We start from the raw sequence: 20,441 nt of genomic DNA, 5'->3' as shown, positions 1-20,441 counted from the left end.
TTCCTGACCGTTCAATTTGCGGGCTGCGCGTGCATCACGGCAAAGCCGGCGATCCACTCCGGAATCGCGCGGTAGAAATCGACGTGTGCTTCATAAGGACCGCAGGCCGCCAGCGCGCCGAACGCGGCCACCCACGTGCGGATCTCGTGCGCCGACCGGCCCCCCTCGCGCGTGATCGCGCTGTTGGTCATGCCGTCCACAGCCAGCAAGTCGTCCTTGAGATGTGCGAGGAAGGCCTGATCCCACTCGGGATTGAGTGCACGCATATTCGGCGCGTCGCCGGCGGAGAACGCCCGGGCTGCGGCCACCGTCCGTTGCTGGCGCTGCGCCCGCGCCTCGGGCGTCGGGTTGCGGCCTGAAATCAGGCGTTGCGCCACTTCGTCGTTCGCGCCGGCAAGTTCGGGCACCGGCGGTTCATGCGAAATGCCGCCCGAGCCGACCAGCAACACGCGTTTGCCGGTGCGCGCCGCAAAGCGGCCCACTGCCTGGCCCAACAGGCGCGAGCGGCGCAGCGTGGCCATGGGCGGCGCAACCGAGTTGATGAACACCGGAATCGAGGGATAGCGGTCGAGGCCACCCGTCAGCACTTCGAGCGCCTGCGCGCAGCCGTGATCCACCTGCATGCGGTACGAGAGGGCCACGTCGACATCGTCGGCGAGAACGCTTTCGGCCATCTGCCGCGCGATGTCGGACGGCACGTCGAGCGCGCCGGCAAGGCTCTTGAAATCGCCCACCGCGGTCGCTGCCGCGCCGATACAGAACGGCGGCATCAGGTCGTAGAAGAAGCCGTTGTAGTGGTCCGGCGCGAACACGATCACGAGTTCGGGATCGAACCGGCGCACGCGCTCCCGCGCAGCCGCGCCCGCGCGCTCGACTTCGGCCACGACTTCAGGCGCCGGATCGTAGTAGCCGTGCAGCGGTGTGTGGGACAAACATTCGAGGTGAATCGGCATTACAGGGCTCCAACGGTCTCGCGGACGGCAGTGTGTTGCTTCGGTACAGAGGGCGCGGCGCGCAAGTCGAGCTTGCCGGCCAGTTCGACAATGGCGCGCGACACTTCGTGCGGTGCGCACAGGCCGGCGACGAAGCGGTCCGGGCGCAGCAGCACAACGGATGCCGGCTGGGCGCCGAACCAGTCCTTGAGGCGCCCCTGAACATCGCCGAGCGCCGTCACGCCGGGCGGCACGTCGTTGGTATAGGTCATCTGAACATCGGGTTTCGCGAACACGAAGCGGCCGCCCAGGCGCTCCCAGATGCCGCGCGCTTCGTCGGTCAATCCGAAGGTGGGGTCCGCGCCCCAGGCCAGCACCGTGAAGCCGTTGCCGATGGCGTCGTCCAGACGCACGACCTCATTGGCCGGCGTGCGCACGTACGGCTGGATGAACATGCGGCCAACCGGCGACTTCTCGAGCGGATCGCGGCCATAGGCGAGGCGGCCGATCAGCGACGCGCGGTTCTGCGACATCAGGTTGAGCAAGCGCCCGAGCGGGCCGTCGCCCGCCCGTTCGAGACGGCGCGCAAGCCAGCCGCCCGTCTGCTTCGGCTCGGGCAGCAGCACCACGCCGCGCTCGTAGCGTGGCATCGGCTTGAAGCGCATCTCCACGAAATAGCGCTTCACGGACGGGAAAATCGATGCACTTCTGATCAGCACGGCCCGCATCGCCTTGCCGAGCGTCGACAAGGGCGCAACGATGTCGCCGGCCACTTCGGAGAGGTGAATCATGGAGCGCGCATGCGCGCGGCGCTCGGCGGTGTAGCTGTCGAGCAGGCCCGGTCCCGCCGTGCCCTTCACCACCATGGCGAGCTTCCAGCCGAGGTTGCTCGCATCGCGCATGCCGCTGTTGTAGCCCTGCCCCTGCCAGACCGGCATGATGTGCGCAGCGTCGCCGGCCAGCAGGATGCGCCCCACGCGAAACGTGCTCGCGAGGCGCGCGTTGTGCGTGTACACGCGCTTGCGGATGTAGTCGACCTTGTCCGGCTCCGCGACAAGCTTGCGCATCAGCTTGGCGAGGTTCTCCGGCTTCGAGAGTTCCTCTTCGGTCTCGTCGGGCATCACCATGAACTCGAAGCGGCGGATGCCGTGCGGCAGCGCCGCGGACACGTACGGCCGCTCGTTGTCGCACACGAGATAGACGTGCGGCGTGCCGACCGGGTCGTTGCGCACGTCCACCACGATCCACTGGTTCGGCTTGGTGCGCCCCTCGAATGGCAGATCGAGACCGCGGCGCACGCTGCTGCCGCCGCCGTCGCAGCCCACCATGTAGGCCGCGCGAATCGTGCGCCGCGCGCCGTTCGAATCTTCTGCTTCGATCGTCACGCCCTGGTCGTTCTGGATGAACGACACGACGCCGTGCCCGAACAGCACGTCGACGTGCGGGAAGCGCTTCAGGCCGTCGTACAGCACGCGATCGGCGAGCGGCTGCAGGAAAGCGTTACGGCGCGACCAGCCGAACTCGTCGGTGCGCGGTTCGATGGAGGCGAAGCACTGGCCGTCGCCGGTGGTAAAGCGCATCCAGTGATCGGGCGTGATGTGCGGCAGCAGCGTCGAGGCGAGGCCGATGGACTGGAACACGCGCAATGCTTCGTCATCCAGACCGATTGCGCGCGGATAGTCGATGATCTGATCGAGCTTCTCGATCACGATCACGCTGACACCTTGCTGTCCGAGAAGGTTGGCGATCGTGAGTCCGACCGGCCCGGCGCCGATGATGGCGACGTCGGCCGAGAGCGCGCCCGTGCGCGCTCCATTGACTGGGGACATGTCTCTCTCCTATGTCGACGCGGCATGGGGACTGGCATATGGCGATGCGTCCACGCCGCTTTTGAGGAAAGTCTAAGGAGCGCCCCCGTCGTGCTCAAACAATTGACAAGAATGTGCACTGAATGCACATTACTGTTTTTAAAGGATTTTTCGTGACGAAATACGCCAACGTGCGCGGCCTCGCGCGGGGCTTACAGGTGCTTCGGGCGCTCAACGCGATGGAGGGCGGGCGGGCCACGAGCCAACAGATCAGCGAAGCGACGGGGCTGCACCGCACGACGGTGCGCCGGCTTCTCGAAACGCTCGTAGACGAAGGCTGCGTGCGCCGCAGCACGTCCGACGACAGTTTCCGGCTTGCGCTCGGCGTTCGTTCGTTAAGCGAAGGATTCACCGACGACGAACGCATCGCAATGGTCGCGCCGCCCATCATGGGGCGGCTGCTGCAGCGCGTGGTCTGGCCGTCCGATCTCACGACGCCGGACGGCGACGCCATGCTGATCCGCGAGACGACGCACCGCTTCAGCCCGCTCTCGTTTCACCGTTCCATGGTGGGACGGCGTCTGCCGATTCTGCTGACGGCCGCAGGCCGCGTGTACTTTTCGACGTGCCCCGACGCCGAACGCGAAGACATGCTCGACCTGCTGCGCTCAGGCGCGGGCGGCGACGCCCAGCGCAGCCTCGCATGCGACGACGCGTACATTCGCAACCTCGTGCGTCAAACGCGGGAAGACGGCTTCGGCTCCAATCATGGCGACTGGTCCGAACAAAGGAAGATCGGCGCGCTGGCGGTCGCCGTGGGGTCGAATGAACGCGTGCTGGCCAGCCTCAATGTGATCTACCTGTCGAAGGCCATCGCGGCGAAAGAGGCCGTGAAGCGCTTTCTTCCCGCGCTGAAAGAGGCGGCCGGAGAAATCGCGGAGGCGCTTGCGGGGCCTGCCATTGCGTAGCGACGAGCGCGCCGGCGTAACGCACCGCGCGAACGGTGCCCACGGTGAAATGGCGGCGAGCGGCACGAGTGGCCGTGTGCCGGGCCGAGGCTGCACGGGCAGCGGCCCACCGTAGATACTGGCGAGCACCGGGACGTCGAGCGTCGCGACGTTGACGCGGTCGACGGCCGTCACGCGGCAATGCAGCGCACCGGGCTTCGGGTCAAAACATCGACTTGGCCTGCGCCAGCACCCGGTCGCACACCTGCTTCGCGAGCGCCTGTTTCACCCCGTCGCCGCTCAGGTCGAGCGTCTTGCCATTGCCTGCATCGAGCAGGCCGCTCGTGCCGCTCGTGTAGCCGGGACTGGACGAGGGATTTCCGCCAAGCTTGCCCATGAGCGCGTTCTGTATCGACGACGTGCCATTGGCACTCAGGTAGTTGTTCTGGACGCAGTACTGCAGCAGCCCTGCGACGTTGCCGAGGCTGCCGGGCATAAGCGACGTACCGCCGCCGGTCAATCCACCCGCAAGTGAGCCGAGGCCCGATAAACCCGAGCCCGCGCCGGACCCGCTGGCGGCCGCACCGCCCGCCTGATTGAGAAAATTTCCGAGCTGCGCCTGCGCAGTTGACCATGGCAACGCCACCGCGAGCGAGGCGACCAGGGCGGATCGACAAATGAGCTTCTTTGTGTTCATGGCAGTTCTCCGGACAGGCCGCCGTCGTGCCAGGCGCGGCACGATACGTTGCCTCAGCGTCACTATATCCGTGCACTACGGCTGGAAAGGTCAGGGAAGGACGTCTTCCATGGGTTTTCGTCCGCTCATCGCGTTCTCCCGCCCAGTCTCAGTAAATGGGATCACCGCCAGCCCGACGCGTTGCGCAGCAGATTTTTCGCGCTCGCCACAATATTCGCGCGCCTGAAACGTCTTCAGACGCATGGAATCGCCACCCACTTCGCGCCCGATGACCGACCCAGACCGCGACATCACCGCGACCGTGATGCGTGAACGAACAAGGCTCGTCAATTTCATCCGGCGCCGAATACGCGACCCGGACGACGCCGAGGACATCCTGCAGGATGTATTCCACGAATTCGTGCAGGCCTACCGGCTTCCTGCGCCGATCGAACAGGCGAGTGCATGGCTTTTCCGTACCGCACGCAACCGCATCGTCGATCGGTTTCGCAAGAAGAAGGAGCAGCCGCTCACCGAACTGCTCGAAGCCGAAGACGACGACGCCAGCGGCGAGTATCGCCTCGACCTCGCGCTACCGGCGCACGATGCCGGGCCTGAAGCGCTGTACGCACGCGCGCTGTTGCTCAAGGCCTTGCAGAACGCGCTCGACGAGTTGCCGCCGAATCAACGCGAGGTGTTTATCGCGCACGAACTGGAGGGCCGATCCTTCAAGGACATGGCCGCGCAAAGCGGCGTCACGCTCAATACCCTGCTCGGGCGCAAGCGATACGCAGTCTTGCATCTGCGGGCCCGACTGCAGCCCATTTATGACGAACTGGATCTCTAGAGGAGTCGGCGGATGAATTTTCGAATCAGATGTATGGGTAAAGCGCTGTTCGTGGTGATCGCCATAGGCGTGCTCGGATGGATTGTCATGACGCTGTGGAACTGGGTGATTCCGGCGCTGTTCGTCGGCGCCCGCGCGATCGACTTCGCCCACGCGCTGGGCCTGCTGGTGTTGAGCCGCATTCTGTTCGGCGGATTCCGCGGACACCGCGGCTGGCACGGCCGACGCCATTGGCGCAAATGGGAATCCATGACGCCCGAAGAGCGCGAGCTTTTCCGCACCGCATGGCGCTCGGGCCGCACCCGGCGCACAGGAGAGTGACGTGCGCGAGACATCAACGAGCGGCTGCAAACAGAAGCCGGGCGTAATTGCGCCTGTCGTCGACCTGAAACGTTGCGAAGGCAAGGGCGATTGCGTCGCTGTCTGCCCTGAGAACGTATCTGAGATCCGGCACATCGATAAGGCCGATTACCTCGGCCTCAATGTGATGCATCGCCTCAAGCAGCGGGTGCACGGAATGAAAGTCGCCTACACGCCGAATGCGCACGCCTGCCAGTCGTGCGGACTCTGTGTAACGGCATGCCCTGAACGCGCCATCACGCTGGTCCGAAGGGCATAGCCTCCCACCGTATTCGCCGCAGACGGAACGACAGCGCAGGACGCCCGACGAAAGAATAGTCGCCGACTGCGTAATCCACATCAGCGACATCAGCGCCGCCAGCGCCGTTATCGATCTCGCCAAGGAACGCACATGGTTTCATCCACCGCCCTTCTTCTGCAACGGCTTCACGAACAGAGTCAGATCGAAATGATGGCGCGCGCACGCGCGCAGTACCCGGGGTCGAACGAGGCATTTCTGACGCTCGCTGAAGAATACGAAGCGCTCGCGCCCCGGTTGCGGGGACGGTTTCTCGAAACGCTCGGGCTGTCCAGCGAAGACTTCGAATCCTCGCAAGGCAGTTCTCTATTGTTGGCCGTGTCGGCGGAGACGGGAAGATTTCTGCGCAACATGGTGCTCTCGCGACAGCCGGCCCGAATCCTCGAACTCGGCAGCTCCTGCGGCGTGTCCACGCTGTATTTCGCCGAGGCCCTGCGCACTTTGGGCCGTGGCGTGGTCGTAGCAACCGAATGTGACGCGCTCAAGTGCGCACATCTGCGCACCCACGTCGAAGCCGCGGCCCTGAACGCTTATGTCGACCTGAGGGAAGGCGACGTCTTCGAGACCGTTGCAGGACTGGACGGTGCGTTCGACATGGTATTCATCGACGTCTGGGCCGACACCTATCTCAGGCTCTTCAGGCAGATCGAGCATCTGCTGCGCTCGGGGTCGGTCGTACTCGCCGACAACATGTACACCGCCGAGGACGCCGTTCGACCGTACAAGCACTACCTCGACAACGATCCGCGTTTCTCGACCACGACGCTGGACTTCGAATCGGGCATCGAATTTACCGTCGTCGTTTCCTGAACGGATGTCGTCGATGGAATACACTGCGGACCAGGCTGACCGTGCACGCCAGTGACCGAAGCCGTACCCCGAGTCTCGGCCTGCCGGCTCTGGCGGCTCTGGCGACTGCATATCGAGCCAGCGAAGATGGTCGGCTCTACGCGCCCCGAAGAGGTTGGATTCGACATCGTCCATCAATGTCCGATAACGCAATGTCCGATAGCGGTCAGGACTTTGACATCGCGTAGCGACGAACCGAACGTACTCAGCGCAACTGCTCCTCGATCGTCTTCGTCAACGGCGACGCCACTTCGCCCGTGTGCTTCGTCTGCATCGGTTCGATCAGCACGATCCAGCATTCCTCGTCGGCAACCGGGTTGTGCAGCGTGCCGCGTGGCACCACGTGCATCGAACCGGCGGGCAGATCGACAACGCGCCCTGCTTCGTATTCGATCTTCAGATGCCCGCGCACGACGAAGAAAAGTTCATCCTCGTGCGCGTGGTCGTGCCACACAAGCTGGCCGCGTACTTTCGCGACTTTCACGAATTGGTCGTTGACCTGTGCGACGACTTTCGGCGACCAATATTCCGACACATCGCCGAACGCGGCTTCCAGCGCGAACGACTCGGCAAATGGATGGACTGACACGATCACCTCCAGGTCGGAATGATGGATGAAGCGAGCAGCACGCCCATAACAAGATTGAGAATGCGCCAATGAAGCGGCGTGCGGAAAAGCCGTGCCAGCAGCATGCCGAGCGCACACCACAGGGCGAGCGAGACGCATGCGGCAACCCCAAACGCGGTGCCCAGCAACAGCGCGAGTCGGCTCGGACTGCTTGCGAGCAGAGCAAAAGACGCTGCGGCGCCCACCGTCATGGCCCAACTCTTCGGATTGAGCCATAGCAGCAAGATGCCGCTCATGAGCGTGACCGGCTGCGCGGGGCCGGCGCCGGCGTTGGGCGAACCGCTTCGCGCGATGCGCCACGCGAGCCACAGCAGATAGGCGGAGCCGATGGCTTTCACGGTCGTCTGCAGCGCAGGTATCGCAAGCAGCAGCTTGCCGAGGCCGAGCGCCGCGACCGCGGCAAGCGAGGCCAGTGCGATCGCGATGCCGAGCATCAGCGGAATCGAACGCGCAAAGCCGAAGCGGCCGCCCGATGCGGTAGCCAGCATGGTGGCGCCGCCCGGCGTGAAAGTCGCGACGGTGACGAACAGGAGAAGCGGCAGGATCGAGCTCATGGGTGCACGTGCGGGTAGTCGTGGCTCGTACTGTACGGATTGCCCACGCATCAGAACAGGCAATAATATTGATGCCATCCATTAAGCCGCATAATGCGTCGATGACCCGAAATCTTGACCTCGATCTGATCCGAACCTTCGTCAGCGTTGCCGACAGCGGCAGCATGACGGTGGCCGCAAATCGGCTGCACCGGACGCAGGGCGCCGTCAGCCAGCAGATCAAACGACTGGAAGACGGGCTCGCGTGCCAGCTGTTCATCCGCAAAGCACGCAAGCTGGAACTGTCGCGCGAGGGCGAACAACTTCTTGCGAAGGCGCGGCAGATGCTGCAGCTCAACGACGACATCTGGGCCGACATGAACGCGCAGTCGCTGCAGGGCGTCCTGCGCATCGGTGTGCCCTACGACCTCGTAACACCGCTTGCACCCGCAATGAAAGCATTCGCCGAAGCGCATCCGCGCGTGGAGCTTTCGCTCGTGTGCGCCGCGTCGCCGGAACTCGGCGACGCCGTAACCAGCGGACGCCTCGACCTGTCACTGGTCGAATGTGTCGCGAGTGAAGCCAGGGGAGAAGTGATCCGCATCGAACCGCTGGTGTGGGTGAGCTGTCGCGGCAGTGCGGCCTGGCAAAAGCGGCCGTTGCCGCTTTCGATGGTGGACGAGCGCTGCGCGTTTCGTCCGGTGGTACTCGGCGCGCTTGCGAGCGAGGACATTGCCTGGCGCACGGTGTTCGAGAGCGGGAATATCGAGGCGACCGCTGCAACGGTGCGTGCCGGCCTCGCGATCACGGCGTGGCTCGCCTCGACGGTCCCGCCCGACCTGGAAACGATCCAGCCACACGCAGCCGGCTTGCCTGCACTTCCGGCGTTCGCGATCTGTCTGCGGTTGCCCTCGACGGCGCAGCCGTCGGCGCTGGCGTTCGCGCGCTACGTACGCGAATCGATGTCGAACAATGCAGGCGTCCCACACTCGCGGCTCGAGAAAATCGCGTGATGCAGGAGGCGATGGGCGCGCCTGGATGGCGAATAGCCGGCTCACCCTGTCGTTGAAGGCGTCGCTTTCGTCGTGCGCCGCGACGAGGCAGATAGCGGCCTCGAACTCGAGGGTGCGCAGCGCGGCGAGCCGGAGATCGCCATCGTCACGCCGCAACCGCGCTCCGGCGGAGCAGCCGCAAGGCATTCGCGGTCACGAGCACCGTCGCGCCGGTGTCGGCGAGAATGGCCATCCACAGTGACGTCACGCCAAGCAGCGTCGTGCAGAGGAACACGGCCTTCATTCCCAGCGCGAGCCCGACGTTCTGCCAGATGTTGGCCAGCGTCGCTTTGGCCCCGGCGAGCAGCTCGACTACCCCCATCATCTCGTCGCGCAGCAACGCAGCTTCCGCCGTTTCGAGCGCGATCTCGGTGCCGCCACCCATCGCGATGCCGACCGACGCCGCAGCGAGCGCAGGCGCGTCGTTGATGCCGTCGCCGACCATCGCGACCGCGCCACGCTCGCGCAGCAACGCGATCTCCGCGAGTTTCGCGTCGGGAAGCAATTCCGCCACCGACCGCACGCCGAGCACACCAGAGATCGCGTCCGCCGTGCGGCGGTTGTCGCCCGTCAGCATCACGGTGTCCACGCCCATCCGGTGCAATGTCTCGACTGCGCGCTTCGCATCGCTGCGCGGTTCGTCGCGCAGCGCGATCAGCCCCAGCACGCGTTTGCCCTCCAGTACGACGACGACCGTCTTGCCGTGCTGTTCGAGCGCCTGCATTTGTGCGGCGACAGCATCGTCGAGGGCGGCCTGTTCGGCGGCGTAACGCGGTGAGCCGACGGACACGAAGCCGGTCTTCAGACGCGCCGTAATCGACTTGCCCGGCACGGTCAGCGCAGCGCCAAAACTCGCCGGCAGTTCGAGCCTGCGTTCGCACGCGGCCGCGACGATGGCCGCGCCCAGCGGATGGCTCGCCTTGCGCTCGACGGCGGCTGCCTTCGCGAGCAGTTCGTCCGGCGTGGCCGCCAGCGCGACGACGTCGGTCACCTCCGGGCGGCCTGCCGTCAGCGTACCGGTCTTGTCGAAAGCGACCGTCCGGATGCGCCCGAGCGTTTCGAGCGCCGCGCCGCCCTTCACGAGGATGCCGCGCCGCGCGAGCGCGGCGAGGCCCGAAGCGATCGCCGCCGGCGTCGAGATGACCAGCGCGCACGGACACGCGATCAGCAGCGTCGCGAGGCCGCGGTAGATCCACGTTTGCCATGCCCCGTCGAGCGCGAGCGGCGGCACGATGGCGACCAGCAGCGCGATCGCCATCGCCGCCGGCGTATATCGTCGGCTGAAGCGGTCGATCAGCCGGGCGGTGGGCGCCTTCGATTCCTGCGCGACCTCCACGCTATGCACGATCCGCGCGATGGTGTTATCGGCGGCCGCGCGTTGCACGTCGATGCGCAACTCGCCGTTGATGCTCACGCTGCCCGCATACACGGCAGCGCCCGCGGCCTTCGCGACCGGCACAGACTCGCCGGTGACCGGCGATTGGTCGACGTCCGCCGCACCGTCGACCACGTTGCCGTCGGCCGGGATGCGATCGCCAGGACGTACGACGACGACGTCGCCAATCACGAGCAGACCGACCGGCACTCGTTCCAGGGTGCCGGCGCGCTCGCGCAGCGCATCGCGAGGCACGAGGGCCACGAGTGCCTCGATGCCGGCGCGCGCCTTGCTGGCCGCCACGCCTTCGAGCATTTCGCCCACCGCGAACAGGAAAATCACGGCCGCGGCTTCCTGTGCCGCACCGATCGACAGCGCGCCCAGCGCGGCGACCGACATCAGCGTCTCTATGCTGAACGGCGTACCGGACACCATGCCGGCATACGCGCGCCGCACGAACGGCGCCATCGCGACGACAGCCGCGACCGTCCATGCCCACCGCGCGACGGTCGGCGTGAGGTGCGCCGTCCATGCCGCGGCAATGAACAGTACGCCGATAGCGGCAACAAGCCTGGCCTTGCGCGTGCGCCACCAGGGCGAACGGCCGGATCCACTGGAGCGCCCGGCGCCAGCCGGCTCGCCTCCGCGACCGCCGACTGGCGTAAAGCCGAGTGTGCGAACCACGTTCTCGATCGCGGCAATTGACGTACGGCCCTCTTCGAACTTCAGGCTCAGGCTTTCCTGACCGAAGCTGACACTGATGTCAGACACGCCGGGCAGCCGTTTCATCGCGTTCTCGATCTTCAGCGCGCACGACGCGCAGTCCATGCCTTCAATCCGCAGTTTCAGCGCAAGAGGAGCGTTCACCGTTTCGACCTCGACAGTTTTCATCACGGCAGTTTTCATCACGGTCACTACGATAGACCCTGTCGTCACTCCAGGGTCAAGGGCATGCCACACGAGCCGCTGGCGATCGGACAACTCGCGCGTGCGACGGACACGAAGGGTCGAAACTATCCGCTTCTACGAAAAGACAGGGCTGCTGCCGGCGCCCGCCCGAACCGAAGCGAATTACCGCGCGTATACGAGCGAGCACCCCGGCCGTCTGAGATGCTTCTCCCACGCAATGCCGGCGAGAACGATGTCCTGCAACCCGATGCCCACCGCCTTGTAAACGATCACGTCGTCGTCCTGTACGCGGCCCTTCGCGTTTCCCACCAGGACGTCACCAAGCTCGACGGTGTCCGCCCATCGGAACGTTCCGGGCTGCGCGAGCAGAAGATCGCCCGCCTCCTCACGCGCCTGCTGCCGCAACTCGACCACGATCCGTGACGCGCGCGCGATCAGCGCGTCGTCGAGTTCACGCGTCGTGGGCAGGCTGGAACCGATGGCCGCCACGACCGTGCCCGGCGCCACGGTCGTGCCGTCGAACAGCGCGCCCGTGGCGCGGGTCGCCGTCACGATAACGTCTGCACCACGAACCGCGTCCGCAGCGGCGCACACCACGGCCTCCACGCCTCGCGACGCGCCCGCGGCTTCGACCTCAGCAGCCAGTTCGTGCATCGCCTCCAGACCAACAATGCGAAATGATCGGAGCCCCGTATGCCCGGCCAGCGCCAGCGCATGCGCCCTGCCCTGCACGCCGGTGCCGAAAATGGCCGCCGTCTTTGCGTGCTTTGCCGCCAGCGCGCGTACCGCCAAAACCGTCGTTGCAGCCGTACGGATACGCGTGATCGTGTTGGCGTCCAGCGTGGCGAGAAGGCGGCCGTCGACGGTGGAAAACAGCACGATCGAAAAATTGAAGCGCCCGCCAATGGTCGAATAGACCTTCGCGCCGGCAACACCCTGCTCAGGCAGCACGGCCCCCAACGTCGAGAGCTTCACGCCGCCCGCCTCCGTACGTATGCGCGGCTGGACGGCCGCGCGGCCGTTCGCCAGATCGCGGAATCCCCGTTCGAGCGCCGGGATGGCGTCGTCGATATCGATCAGTTCGTCGATCTGCGCATCCGTAAAATGAATCATGGAATCGCCCTTTCTCAACCAGAATAGGAGTGCCGGAAAAATGCAGTCCACCCACCACTGCATGGTGGATTGGGCCCGGCACGACGAACACGCGCCCTGCCGGGCCATAAGCAACGCTCACAGGCTGCTGTTTGCCAGCGCTTTTGCGTCGTGCTGAAAAGTGAAGCTGTCTGCGTAGAGGTGATCGATGCTCGCGCCTTTCTCCAGGAAATGCCGCCGCGCGTCGTCGATCATGGCGGGGGACCCGCACAGATAGATCGAGTATTCGGAGAGGTCCGCGAAGTCTTCGCACACCGCGTGCTGCACGTAACCCCGTCTTCGGGTCCATCCCGCGCCCGGGCGCGAAAGCACCGGCACATACGCGAACTCGTAGAGACGCGCGCCCCATTGCTGGATCTCGTCGTGCAGATACAGATCCGCTTCGCTGCGCGCCCCCCAGTAGAGCCATACCGGCGGGCAGTCGGGATCGTCCATGAGCGATTCGAGAATGGCCTTGACCGGCGCCAGCCCGGTCCCGGTCACGACCATCAGCAGCGGACGATAGTCCTCCGCGTGGAAACGGAAACTGCCCAGCGGCAGTTCGACAGCGAGGCGGTCCCCCGGCTTCAGCGACGACAGCCCATCATCGGTGAACCGCCCGCCCGGCACCCGCTTGATATGGAAATCCAGTACAGGCAAACCGGCGAACGAGGCCATCGAAAAACTCCGACGTTCGCCATCGCCCAGCAGCACGTTCATGTACTGTCCGGGATTGAATTTCAGGTCCACCTGCTCCGGCAGCGCAATTGCGAGGCGCCGGACATCCGGCCCGAGCGGGCTAATGTCGACGACGCGGGACTCGATCCGCATCGGCGCCGACACGTCTGCACCCGCCTGTGCAGCAGCGATCACCATGTTGCTGCGCGCACGTGCCTGGCAGGCGAGCACGAAACCCGCATCCGCCTCCTCCTGCGAGAGGCCGAACGGAAATTCGTCGTACTCGTGCGCGCCACTCACCACCTTCACACGGCACGTCCCGCATCCGCCCAACTGGCAATCGTGGGGAATCGCGACTCCCGCCGTGGTCGCGGCCTTGAGCAGCGACTCGTCGGCGCGGGCCTCAAATCGCTCGCCGGTTCCCGCCATTTCTATCTGATAGACCATATCGCATCTCTAACGAAACAATGGACCGGCCTGCTACCAGGCGGCAGGCAGCGTCACTTCTTGATGTCGGCTTCCACGACGACGCGATGACCGCTCGCGCCAAGCAGGTCGTGCAGCGCCTGCAGCGCCGCCACGGCGCACTGCGTGTCTTGCTCACCGTTTCCGCCGCTAAGTCCGACGCCGCCAATCACCTGATCGTCGACGACGATCGGAAAGCCGCCGACGAAGGCGGCAAAGCGCCCCTCGAAGCTCAGTTGAATGCCGAACGCTTCGTTGCCCGGCAACGCGGGACCATTGGGTGCCTTCGTGAACAGATGCGTGGAGCGCTTGTGGCCCGCCGCGGTGAACGCCTTGTTCCATGCGATCTGTGGCCCGGTGATGCGTGCGTCGTCCATCCGTTCCAGCACGAGCGGATAGCCGCCGTCGTCGACGATGCAGACCGACTCCGGTACGTTGATGGCCTGCGCTCGCTCCAGCGCGGCCCAGGCCATCACACGCGCCTCGGCCAGTTCAAGTTTGAGAGAACTCTTCATGATGCGTTTCCGATTGAATGGGATGTCGTTGTCGCGAACCGCGCGCAACGGTTGGCACATGTTCGCGTTACAGGCCGCGGTAGACCGTCTTGATCTGCGTGTAGAACTCGAGCCCTGCGCGGCCCGATTCGCGGAACGTCGAGGTGCTGGAGCGCTTCAACCCACCGAACGGCGCATTGATCACGTTGCCGGTCGTCGTGCGGTTGATCTTGACGGTGCCCGCCTCGATGTCGTCGGCGAACCGGTGCATGTAGCGCGGATTCGACGTGGCAATGGCGGCCGACAAACCATATTCGGTGTCGTTCGCCCTGGCGATCGCGTCGTCGTAACTCGTCACGGCAACGATGGCGAGCACGGGCCCGAAGATTTCCTCGCGATAGATGCGCGCGCTTTCCGGAACGTCCGTGAATACCGCGGGCGTCACGTAATAGCCATGCTCGAAGCCATCGGTCGTCAGTCGATCCCCGCCGATCAAGTGCGTCGACTGCGCCTTGCCCGACGCCACGTAGTCGAGCACCGTGTCGAGCTGGCTGCGATTCGCCAGTGGACCGAGGTCCATGCCCGGCGTGACGCCGCTGCCGATCTTGAGGCTCTTGACCCGGGCCACCAGCTTTTCCGTGAATGTGCGGCGCACCGGCTCCATCACGAGGAGCCGGCTCGTGCCCGTGCAGGCCTGCCCGCTCAGCGACAGCCCGCCCTTGATCGCGAGATCCACCGCGCGGTCGAGATCCGCGTCCTCCATGACGATCAGCGGATTCTTCCCGCCCAGTTCCATCTGCGTGCGCGTCGTCATCGGCACCGACCGATGAATGTGCTCGCCCGCCGAAGTCGACCCCGTAAACGAGATCGCCCGCACGGCCGGCGATTCGGTAATCGCCGCGCCGACGTCCGACGCGCGCCCCGTGACGTAATTGAGCACACCGGCGGGAATGCCGGCCTGCGCGAACGCCTCCGCGAGCCGGTAGCCGATGAGCGGCGCGTCCGACGACGGCTTGAAAATCACCGTGTTCCCGGCCATCAACGCCGGGGCAATCTTGCGCGCCGGAATCGAGATCGGAAAATTCCACGGCGTGATGACGGTGACCACGCCGAGCGGCTCGCGCTGTGTGAACACCTGCTGGTCGGGATCGTCGCCCGGAAACGTCTCACCGGTGAACGTCTGTGCTTCGACCGCGTAGAAACGCAGTACCTGAGCCGACCGGAGTATTTCATCCCGGCTCTGCGCGAGCGGCTTGCCTTCTTCGCGCGTCAACTCCACGGCAAATGCATCCGCTCGGGCCTCGAGCCAGTCGGCCGCCTTGTTGACGATTCGGGCCCGCGCGGAGACCGGCGTGCGGCGCCACGGGGCGAATGCAGCCGACGCTGCGTGGATCGCCGCCCGTGCATCCGCTGTCACTGACGACTGGAAATGACCCACGACGTCGCGGGTATCGGCGGGATTGATATTCGCGAAAGTCTTCCCGCTGACGCTGTCGGTCCACTCCCCCGCGATCAGGTTCTTGAATACGGTTGCGGATTCGCTCATCACACCACTTCCCTTTTTATGCGGCGCTCACCTGGCCGCCGCTACACGAACAGAACGGCCGAGCCGTAACGCCCGACCCGGACGGACTCAGGCGGCGAGCCCCAGCTCCGGCAGCGGAATTTCCTTTTCGACATAGTCGTAATAGAGCGCCGTCGTATAGAGCAGGCGCATCTGCGCGCCGATTTCGCAGATCTTCAGACAACGTTGCTGGAGATCTGGCGTAGTCGCGTTTTCGAGCACGATCTGGTAGCCGCGCTCGCCGTGGATCTCGTCAGACACGATATGCAGGTCGAAGAACTCGACCTCTTCGTCCGTGAACTTGTACTTTTCCCGCAGCGTCGGCGTCTGTTTGCGATAGATCGAGGGCACCTGCGATTCGAGCCCGACCACGAGCGCGGCGACGGCGACGACGGGATCCTCGCGCATGGCCACCGAGTAGCACCAGGCCTGCAGGCCGCGCGTTGTCGGCGACATGTTGTCGGGGTCGATCACACGCTCGCGCGTCGTGCCGCACGCTTCGGCAAAACGGATGAGCAGGTCGGTATGACGGTCGCCGCCGATCTCCTCCTCGTACATGTTGGCCAGCAGGAAGTCCTTCGCCTCGGTCATATGGTCGGGCGTGCGGGCGTACAGGTAACCGAGGTAGTCGGCGAACGGGCCGACATAGTGGTAGTGATTCTCGGCCCAGCGGGCGAGGTGCGCGCGGCTGAGCTTGCCGCTCGCCCACGCAACGCTGAACGGCGCCTTGTTGGCGCTCTTGCCCTTGATGGCTTCTTCAAGCGCCTTGCGGAATTCGTCTCGATTCATCAATTCGGCCATCTCTTTGCTCCTTATCCTGGTGGGAACGACGTCTGCAGAACGCGACCTTGCGGCCCGAACAGCAGACAGCGGGGATAGAATAGATGAACAAAAGAATACTGTATACTTTAAAGTTGAGATGCGCAGGGGAGCGGTATCTCATTCAGGTGTCGAAGCGCCCGTGGTAAAGGCTTATCACCCAAACCACGGAAGAGATGACGCGGTTGCCCATATCGGCCATCTTGATCGATTCGAACAAAGTATACAATGTTCCATTGGATTGATACAATTCGCTGCAAGACTGGTCGACGCCAGATCGCACCCCATCCGACGCAGAGGAAGGACGGTAATGCCGATGGTCACATTTCACCGGGACGGACAGACCTACCGGGACGAAGTCAAGGAACACACCAATCTGGTGGTTCGCGCCGGAATCAAGCAGTTCCCCTACCCGCATCTTCGTTACGAGTGCGGCATGGGAAAGTGCTCCCGATGCGCGTGTGTCGTCCATGCCGGCGGCGAACATCTTCCGCCGCCCAACTGGAAGGAAAGGAAACAGCTCGGTGAGCGGTTGGAGCAGGGCTACCGTCTCGCCTGCCAGCTGTGGATCGAGCACGACATCGAGCTCGAACAAACCGACCGGGAGACGACGTGAACGGCACGGCAATCAGCCCCGTCGCCTACGTAATTCTCACCAGCAAGCCGGGGCAGTACCGGACCGAAGCCATCGGCAAACTGGCGCCTGCCGAGGCATGGGATTACCTGTATTGCGGGCGCCATCTCGCGACATTCGTGATCGCGGCGGTGTACGGCGAGGCCAGAATCCGCATCGTCGATGAGTCGGGCGACGCGACGGTCAATGACATGCCGATCCGGTTCCTCGAAAAATTCTCCCACCGCGACACCGCGTTCAGCGCCCTCCAGGTACTGGTCGGCACGCGCAATTCCAATGCACGGCTGGTGCGGCGAACCGATGTGTCCGCCGCGTGACGTCTTCGTTTCGATCCCGCCACGTGAACAGAACAGGCTTTCTGCATGATCCAGATTACTTTCCTCAGCAACGACAACAAGTGCGTGAGCGCTCCGCCCAACAGCAATCTGCTTCGCGTTTCCCTGCGCGAAAAAGGCGGAATCCCTTTCAAGTGCGGCGGCGGCCTTTGCGGGACGTGCAAGTGCAAGGTCGAACGGGGTCTTGAAAATACCGACGCCGTGAAAGACAAGGAAAGACGGCACCTGAGCACGGCCGAAATCGCGGCAGGCTACCGCATGGCCTGCCAGACATTCGTGAACGGGGATGTGTACATATCATGGTGACCCGACGATCGACCCTCGAGCCGCTGGGCTCCCTGCCCGACGACCAGCGCCGCCTGCTGCTGGACATCGGCCCGCGCTGGGGACACGACATCCTCGGCCATCGCCAGACCGTCATCCAATGCTATACGCCGCTCGTTGCGGCTGCGCCCAGGGACGGCATCGTGGTCGAACGCGACGTGCGCTACGGCCCCCACGAGCGACACACGCTCGATACGTTTCTGCCGGCCGCCCGTCACGCGGAAAGCGGCCGCCGCACCGACGATGGAAAGCTGGACGCAGTGGTATTCGTGCATGGCGGCGCGTTTGTTCGGGGCAACAAAAGCGTCAATGGCGAGATATACGACAACGTTTGCTACTGGTTCGCATCGCAGGGGCTTGCCGCGATCAACGTCGAATACAGGCTCGCCGACGCAGCGCCTTACCCCGAAGGAGCGCAGGACGTGGCCGACGCGCTGGCCTACGTTCATCGGCATGCCGCCAGGCTGAACATCGATCCGGACCGGGTCTTCGTTATCGGCCATTCGGCAGGCGGCGCCCACGCCGCAACCTGCCTGTTCGACCCGGCCGTCACGGACAAAACTCCGCCGCCGCCCGTTGCCGGCCTCGTGCTGATCAGCGCGCGGCTGGTCGCAGACACCCGCCCGGGCAATCCGAACGCGAAACCCGTACGCGCCTATTTCGGCGACGACGAGACGCGCTACCACGAGCGCTCGCCGCTCACGCATATCGCGCGATCCACCGTCCCGCTGATGATCGCGGTGGCCGAATTCGAGAACCCGTATCTCGACGAGTATGGCGTGCAGTTCTTTCTGGAAGCGCTACGCCATCGCGGCGTCCCGCCACGCCTGATTCAATTGCGCGGGCACAACCATACGTCGATCGTCGCGCATTTCAATTCCGGCGAAGAATACCTCGGGCGGGAGATCCTGCATTTCATTGGCAACGTGGGAAATCCCGCCGTCGCCGTATAGCGGCACTCCCGTGGTTGACGCGTATGACTGCAGCCCGTTTGCAGCCCGTTTGCAACCCGTTTGCCGCCCGTTCGCAGCTGGCCTGCGCGATCGGCGGTTCAGCAGCTTGACGACGCTCGGCGTCGCCGGCGATGGGTGACGGCGGCCGGATCGAGATCGGCGAAAACCATTCGATACGCGCCCGCGCTTTGCCGAGCTTCGTGATCGTGCGGCATGAGAAATCCATGTCTCAGGATTCCGGCAAAAATCGCCATTGATTTTCGAGCACGGCAAACCGTCAGCGCAGGCCAGCCAGAAAACCGCTGACTGCTGGCGCACCAGCAACGGAAGCGACTACGCAAAGGGAACGGCCACGTGGGCGAACGCGCTCGCCCGAGCCCTGACGTGACTTAGCGTCGACGCGCCAAAGTTCATGGCGCCGCTCACGGTATACGATGTACTTAAAAACAGATCAGTGCTGAAGAGATCCGGGCTTACCTTCTTACACCGGTCATTCCGTCGTCCCTGCTGACTCGCGCTGCTTTTATGGACAGTGCGCCGCCAGCACGCCGTTCCGACGCACGCCAAAACAATTTCCGCAATCCGCTCGACTGCTACCAGGGGTACACCCGAATCAAAATTTGCGCTCGACTTTTTTGTATACGACATACTTTGTACAGAATTTCCTCTTGGCGATTCCCATTCCCGAGCTTCATGCACCCACTCTCAAGACAGGAATATCGATGAACAAGACGCTCTGTACCGCTGCCGTACTTTCGTGCACCGCCGCCGCCGCGCATGCACAGGGAAGTGTCACGTTATATGGTCTGATTGACGCCTCGATTCAGTACACAACCAACCAGGGGGGCGGGAAAACATGGGCAATGAGCAGCGGCACGACGCGCGGCAGCCGTTTCGGGCTGCTCGGCAGGGAAGACCTGGGCGGCGGAACGCAGGCAATTTTCCGGCTCGAGAACGGCTTTGACGTCACGGACGGATCGCTCGGCCAGGGTGGCCTGATGTTCGGCCGTCAGGCCTACGTCGGGATCCAGAACGACCGCTGGGGTGCGTTGACCTTCGGCCGTCAATACGAATCGATGGTGGATTACGTTGCTCATCTCACCGCCGCGGACTGGTCCGTCTACATGGAGCACCCGGGCGACATGGATCTGACGAACCGCGGCGTACGCGTCGACAATTCCGTGAAATACACGAAAACCTACGGGGCGTTCACCGGCAGCGCGCTGTACAGCTTCGGCGGCCAGGCCGGAAGCTTCGGCAAGGACAGCATGTGGAGCATCGGCGGCAGCTACGACGACGGTCCGTTATATGTCGGCTTCGGCATGACCTACGCGCGGCAGCCCGGAGACCGGTCGGCCGGGACGTTCTGGAAAGCCACGAACTCCGCCATCGGCCAGTTCGTGACGGTCGCGCATTCGTTCCTGACGGTCGGCGGCGGCGCGGCCTACCGGTTCGGCCCGGTCAAGCTGGGCGGCGACATCACGAGCACGACCTACAAGGCCGGCTTCGAAGGCCAGAACGTCAACTTCATGAACTACGAAGTCAACGGCGTCTACTTCTTTACCCCGGCGTTCTCCGCCGGACTCGGCGTCACGTATACCGATGGCAAGATCGACGCCAACGATGGCGACCCCCGCTACCTCCAGTACAACGCGACGGCGACCTACAGCCTGTCAAAGCGTACGGATCTCTATGCGTTCGCCACGTTCCAGCGCGCGATGGGCGATGCCGCGGTCGCCCAGGTCACGCAGTTCATCGAACCGTCGAGCAACCAGAAACAGGCCTCGATAGGCGTCGGTCTGCGGCACAGCTTCTAACGGTATAGCGGCA

General features: G+C 64.3%; 23 protein-coding genes and 1 pseudogene. 12 read left to right on the top strand and 12 right to left on the bottom strand.

Going from position 1 to position 20,441, the window contains the following annotated elements; all coding sequences use genetic code 11:
- Positions 1-11: 11 nt before the first annotated feature.
- Both PKKP23_RS21795 and mhpA read right to left on the bottom strand, forming a co-directional pair.
- The gene (locus tag PKKP23_RS21795; protein WP_126878386.1) at positions 12-953 is read right to left on the bottom strand and encodes a 3-carboxyethylcatechol 2,3-dioxygenase; all 942 of its coding nucleotides are present in this window, start codon (positions 951-953) and stop codon (positions 12-14) included.
- Positions 953-2,761: a bifunctional 3-(3-hydroxy-phenyl)propionate/3-hydroxycinnamic acid hydroxylase MhpA gene (gene mhpA / locus PKKP23_RS21790; protein ID WP_126878385.1), complete on the bottom strand. Its 1,809-nt coding sequence runs from the start codon at positions 2,759-2,761 to the stop codon at positions 953-955. Before mhpA ends, PKKP23_RS21795 begins: the two co-directional genes overlap by 1 nt.
- Before the next feature lie 152 nt (positions 2,762-2,913).
- Between mhpA and PKKP23_RS21785 the strand changes: the two genes are divergently transcribed.
- On the top strand, positions 2,914-3,708 hold the full coding sequence (locus tag PKKP23_RS21785) for a DNA-binding transcriptional regulator (protein WP_017776317.1): 795 nt from the start codon (positions 2,914-2,916) through the stop codon (positions 3,706-3,708).
- Between the two features lie 202 nt (positions 3,709-3,910).
- Here the strand turns inward: PKKP23_RS21785 and PKKP23_RS21780 are convergent, their stop codons facing one another.
- Positions 3,911-4,384: a DUF2501 domain-containing protein gene (locus PKKP23_RS21780; RefSeq protein WP_126878384.1), complete on the bottom strand. Its 474-nt coding sequence runs from the start codon at positions 4,382-4,384 to the stop codon at positions 3,911-3,913.
- Between the two features lie 90 nt (positions 4,385-4,474).
- A complete protein-coding gene (locus PKKP23_RS33795; RefSeq protein WP_161978130.1) occupies positions 4,475-4,627 on the bottom strand; it encodes a hypothetical protein in 153 nt (50 codons plus the stop codon).
- On the opposite strand from PKKP23_RS33795, the gene PKKP23_RS21775 reads away from it, so the two are divergent.
- The 4 genes from PKKP23_RS21775 to PKKP23_RS21760 all read left to right on the top strand — a co-directional run bounded on the left by PKKP23_RS21775 (position 4,626) and on the right by PKKP23_RS21760 (position 6,678).
- Entirely contained in the window at positions 4,626-5,210 is a 585-nt protein-coding gene (locus tag PKKP23_RS21775; protein ID WP_176049051.1) for an RNA polymerase sigma factor, read from the top strand. The two genes, PKKP23_RS33795 and PKKP23_RS21775, sit on opposite strands and share 2 nt — an antisense overlap.
- A gap of 12 nt (positions 5,211-5,222) precedes the next feature.
- Positions 5,223-5,531, top strand: coding sequence for a hypothetical protein (locus tag PKKP23_RS21770; RefSeq protein WP_026121760.1), 309 nt, complete (start codon positions 5,223-5,225; stop codon positions 5,529-5,531).
- A gap of 1 nt (position 5,532) precedes the next feature.
- On the top strand, positions 5,533-5,829 hold the full coding sequence (locus PKKP23_RS21765) for a 4Fe-4S dicluster domain-containing protein (protein ID WP_126878382.1): 297 nt from the start codon (positions 5,533-5,535) through the stop codon (positions 5,827-5,829).
- A 132-nt stretch (positions 5,830-5,961) separates the two neighbouring features.
- The gene (locus PKKP23_RS21760) at positions 5,962-6,678 is read left to right on the top strand and encodes an O-methyltransferase (protein WP_126878381.1); all 717 of its coding nucleotides are present in this window, start codon (positions 5,962-5,964) and stop codon (positions 6,676-6,678) included.
- Between the two features lie 244 nt (positions 6,679-6,922).
- Here PKKP23_RS21760 and PKKP23_RS21755 read toward each other — a convergent pair whose 3' ends face one another.
- Both PKKP23_RS21755 and PKKP23_RS21750 read right to left on the bottom strand, forming a co-directional pair.
- Positions 6,923-7,306, bottom strand: coding sequence for a cupin domain-containing protein (locus PKKP23_RS21755; RefSeq protein WP_420873243.1), 384 nt, complete (start codon positions 7,304-7,306; stop codon positions 6,923-6,925).
- Between the two features lie 2 nt (positions 7,307-7,308).
- Complete coding sequence (locus tag PKKP23_RS21750) at positions 7,309-7,899, bottom strand: LysE family translocator (protein ID WP_126878380.1); 591 nt, start codon at positions 7,897-7,899, stop codon at positions 7,309-7,311.
- Between the two features lie 101 nt (positions 7,900-8,000).
- Between PKKP23_RS21750 and PKKP23_RS21745 the strand changes: the two genes are divergently transcribed.
- Positions 8,001-8,891 (top strand): LysR substrate-binding domain-containing protein, encoded by an 891-nt coding sequence (locus tag PKKP23_RS21745; RefSeq protein WP_126878434.1) that lies wholly within the window; start codon positions 8,001-8,003, stop codon positions 8,889-8,891.
- Between the two features lie 145 nt (positions 8,892-9,036).
- On the opposite strand, the gene PKKP23_RS21740 is transcribed toward PKKP23_RS21745, so the two are convergent.
- On the bottom strand, positions 9,037-11,196 hold the full coding sequence (locus PKKP23_RS21740; protein WP_168724587.1) for a heavy metal translocating P-type ATPase: 2,160 nt from the start codon (positions 11,194-11,196) through the stop codon (positions 9,037-9,039).
- A 60-nt stretch (positions 11,197-11,256) separates the two neighbouring features.
- Here PKKP23_RS21740 and PKKP23_RS21735 point away from each other — a divergent pair.
- Positions 11,257-11,413: pseudogene (locus tag PKKP23_RS21735) on the top strand (MerR family DNA-binding transcriptional regulator); the annotation flags it as partial.
- Here PKKP23_RS21735 and PKKP23_RS21730 read toward each other — a convergent pair.
- From PKKP23_RS21730 to PKKP23_RS21710, 5 genes are all read right to left on the bottom strand, one after another.
- Positions 11,377-12,327 (bottom strand): ornithine cyclodeaminase family protein, encoded by a 951-nt coding sequence (locus PKKP23_RS21730; protein WP_126878432.1) that lies wholly within the window; start codon positions 12,325-12,327, stop codon positions 11,377-11,379. The pseudogene PKKP23_RS21735 and the gene PKKP23_RS21730 overlap by 37 nt on opposite strands.
- 117 nt (positions 12,328-12,444) lie before the next feature.
- Positions 12,445-13,470, bottom strand: coding sequence for a 2Fe-2S iron-sulfur cluster-binding protein (locus tag PKKP23_RS21725; RefSeq protein WP_126878379.1), 1,026 nt, complete (start codon positions 13,468-13,470; stop codon positions 12,445-12,447).
- 53 nt (positions 13,471-13,523) lie between these two features.
- Positions 13,524-14,003 carry a GlcG/HbpS family heme-binding protein gene (locus tag PKKP23_RS21720; protein ID WP_026121757.1) on the bottom strand — a complete coding sequence of 160 codons (480 nt, stop codon included), beginning with the start codon at positions 14,001-14,003 and terminating at the stop codon, positions 13,524-13,526.
- Positions 14,004-14,070: 67 nt separating this feature from the next.
- On the bottom strand, positions 14,071-15,528 hold the full coding sequence (locus PKKP23_RS21715) for an aldehyde dehydrogenase family protein (RefSeq protein ID WP_126878378.1): 1,458 nt from the start codon (positions 15,526-15,528) through the stop codon (positions 14,071-14,073).
- A gap of 87 nt (positions 15,529-15,615) precedes the next feature.
- Positions 15,616-16,347, bottom strand: coding sequence for an iron-containing redox enzyme family protein (locus PKKP23_RS21710; RefSeq protein WP_017776303.1), 732 nt, complete (start codon positions 16,345-16,347; stop codon positions 15,616-15,618).
- A gap of 328 nt (positions 16,348-16,675) precedes the next feature.
- Between PKKP23_RS21710 and PKKP23_RS21705 the strand changes: the two genes are divergently transcribed.
- The 5 genes from PKKP23_RS21705 (at position 16,676) to PKKP23_RS21685 (ending at position 20,428) form a co-directional block, all read left to right on the top strand.
- Positions 16,676-16,981 carry a 2Fe-2S iron-sulfur cluster-binding protein gene (locus PKKP23_RS21705; protein ID WP_017776302.1) on the top strand — a complete coding sequence of 102 codons (306 nt, stop codon included), beginning with the start codon at positions 16,676-16,678 and terminating at the stop codon, positions 16,979-16,981.
- Positions 16,978-17,316, top strand: coding sequence for a hypothetical protein (locus tag PKKP23_RS21700; protein ID WP_126878377.1), 339 nt, complete (start codon positions 16,978-16,980; stop codon positions 17,314-17,316). Before PKKP23_RS21705 ends, PKKP23_RS21700 begins: the two co-directional genes overlap by 4 nt.
- A 45-nt stretch (positions 17,317-17,361) precedes the next feature.
- Positions 17,362-17,640 carry a 2Fe-2S iron-sulfur cluster-binding protein gene (locus tag PKKP23_RS21695; protein WP_126878376.1) on the top strand — a complete coding sequence of 93 codons (279 nt, stop codon included), beginning with the start codon at positions 17,362-17,364 and terminating at the stop codon, positions 17,638-17,640.
- Positions 17,634-18,611: an alpha/beta hydrolase gene (locus PKKP23_RS21690; RefSeq protein WP_126878375.1), complete on the top strand. Its 978-nt coding sequence runs from the start codon at positions 17,634-17,636 to the stop codon at positions 18,609-18,611. The genes PKKP23_RS21695 and PKKP23_RS21690 overlap by 7 nt, the downstream gene beginning before the upstream one ends.
- Positions 18,612-19,333: 722 nt before the next feature.
- Positions 19,334-20,428: a porin gene (locus PKKP23_RS21685; RefSeq protein ID WP_126878374.1), complete on the top strand. Its 1,095-nt coding sequence runs from the start codon at positions 19,334-19,336 to the stop codon at positions 20,426-20,428.
- Positions 20,429-20,441: the final 13 nt, after the last annotated feature.

Origin of the sequence: Paraburkholderia kururiensis JCM 10599 = LMG 19447 (assembly GCF_003986935.1) — a bacterium.
Classification (GTDB): Bacteria; Pseudomonadota; Gammaproteobacteria; order Burkholderiales; family Burkholderiaceae; genus Paraburkholderia; species Paraburkholderia kururiensis.
This window is presented reverse-complemented; position numbering and strand designations above follow the sequence as displayed.

Bases quoted from the DNA above. Each gene is read 5' to 3' on its own strand.
- PKKP23_RS21795 (WP_126878386.1), bottom strand. From the start codon at position 953: ATGCCGATTCACCTCGAATGTTTGTCCCACACACCGCTGCACGGCTAC.
- mhpA (WP_126878385.1), bottom strand. From the start codon at position 2,761: ATGTCCCCAGTCAATGGAGCGCGCACGGGCGCGCTCTCGGCCGACGTC.
- PKKP23_RS21780 (WP_126878384.1), bottom strand. From the start codon at position 4,384: ATGAACACAAAGAAGCTCATTTGTCGATCCGCCCTGGTCGCCTCGCTC.
- PKKP23_RS21775 (WP_176049051.1), top strand. From the start codon at position 4,626: ATGGAATCGCCACCCACTTCGCGCCCGATGACCGACCCAGACCGCGAC.
- PKKP23_RS33795 (WP_161978130.1), bottom strand. From the start codon at position 4,627: ATGCGTCTGAAGACGTTTCAGGCGCGCGAATATTGTGGCGAGCGCGAA.
- PKKP23_RS21770 (WP_026121760.1), top strand. From the start codon at position 5,223: ATGAATTTTCGAATCAGATGTATGGGTAAAGCGCTGTTCGTGGTGATC.
- PKKP23_RS21760 (WP_126878381.1), top strand. From the start codon at position 5,962: ATGGTTTCATCCACCGCCCTTCTTCTGCAACGGCTTCACGAACAGAGT.
- PKKP23_RS21750 (WP_126878380.1), bottom strand. From the start codon at position 7,899: ATGAGCTCGATCCTGCCGCTTCTCCTGTTCGTCACCGTCGCGACTTTC.
- PKKP23_RS21745 (WP_126878434.1), top strand. From the start codon at position 8,001: ATGACCCGAAATCTTGACCTCGATCTGATCCGAACCTTCGTCAGCGTT.
- PKKP23_RS21740 (WP_168724587.1), bottom strand. From the start codon at position 11,196: ATGAAAACTGTCGAGGTCGAAACGGTGAACGCTCCTCTTGCGCTGAAA.
- PKKP23_RS21730 (WP_126878432.1), bottom strand. From the start codon at position 12,327: ATGATTCATTTTACGGATGCGCAGATCGACGAACTGATCGATATCGAC.
- PKKP23_RS21725 (WP_126878379.1), bottom strand. From the start codon at position 13,470: ATGGTCTATCAGATAGAAATGGCGGGAACCGGCGAGCGATTTGAGGCC.
- PKKP23_RS21720 (WP_026121757.1), bottom strand. From the start codon at position 14,003: ATGAAGAGTTCTCTCAAACTTGAACTGGCCGAGGCGCGTGTGATGGCC.
- PKKP23_RS21715 (WP_126878378.1), bottom strand. From the start codon at position 15,528: ATGAGCGAATCCGCAACCGTATTCAAGAACCTGATCGCGGGGGAGTGG.
- PKKP23_RS21710 (WP_017776303.1), bottom strand. From the start codon at position 16,347: ATGGCCGAATTGATGAATCGAGACGAATTCCGCAAGGCGCTTGAAGAA.
- PKKP23_RS21705 (WP_017776302.1), top strand. From the start codon at position 16,676: ATGCCGATGGTCACATTTCACCGGGACGGACAGACCTACCGGGACGAA.
- PKKP23_RS21695 (WP_126878376.1), top strand. From the start codon at position 17,362: ATGATCCAGATTACTTTCCTCAGCAACGACAACAAGTGCGTGAGCGCT.
- PKKP23_RS21690 (WP_126878375.1), top strand. From the start codon at position 17,634: ATGGTGACCCGACGATCGACCCTCGAGCCGCTGGGCTCCCTGCCCGAC.
- PKKP23_RS21685 (WP_126878374.1), top strand. From the start codon at position 19,334: ATGAACAAGACGCTCTGTACCGCTGCCGTACTTTCGTGCACCGCCGCC.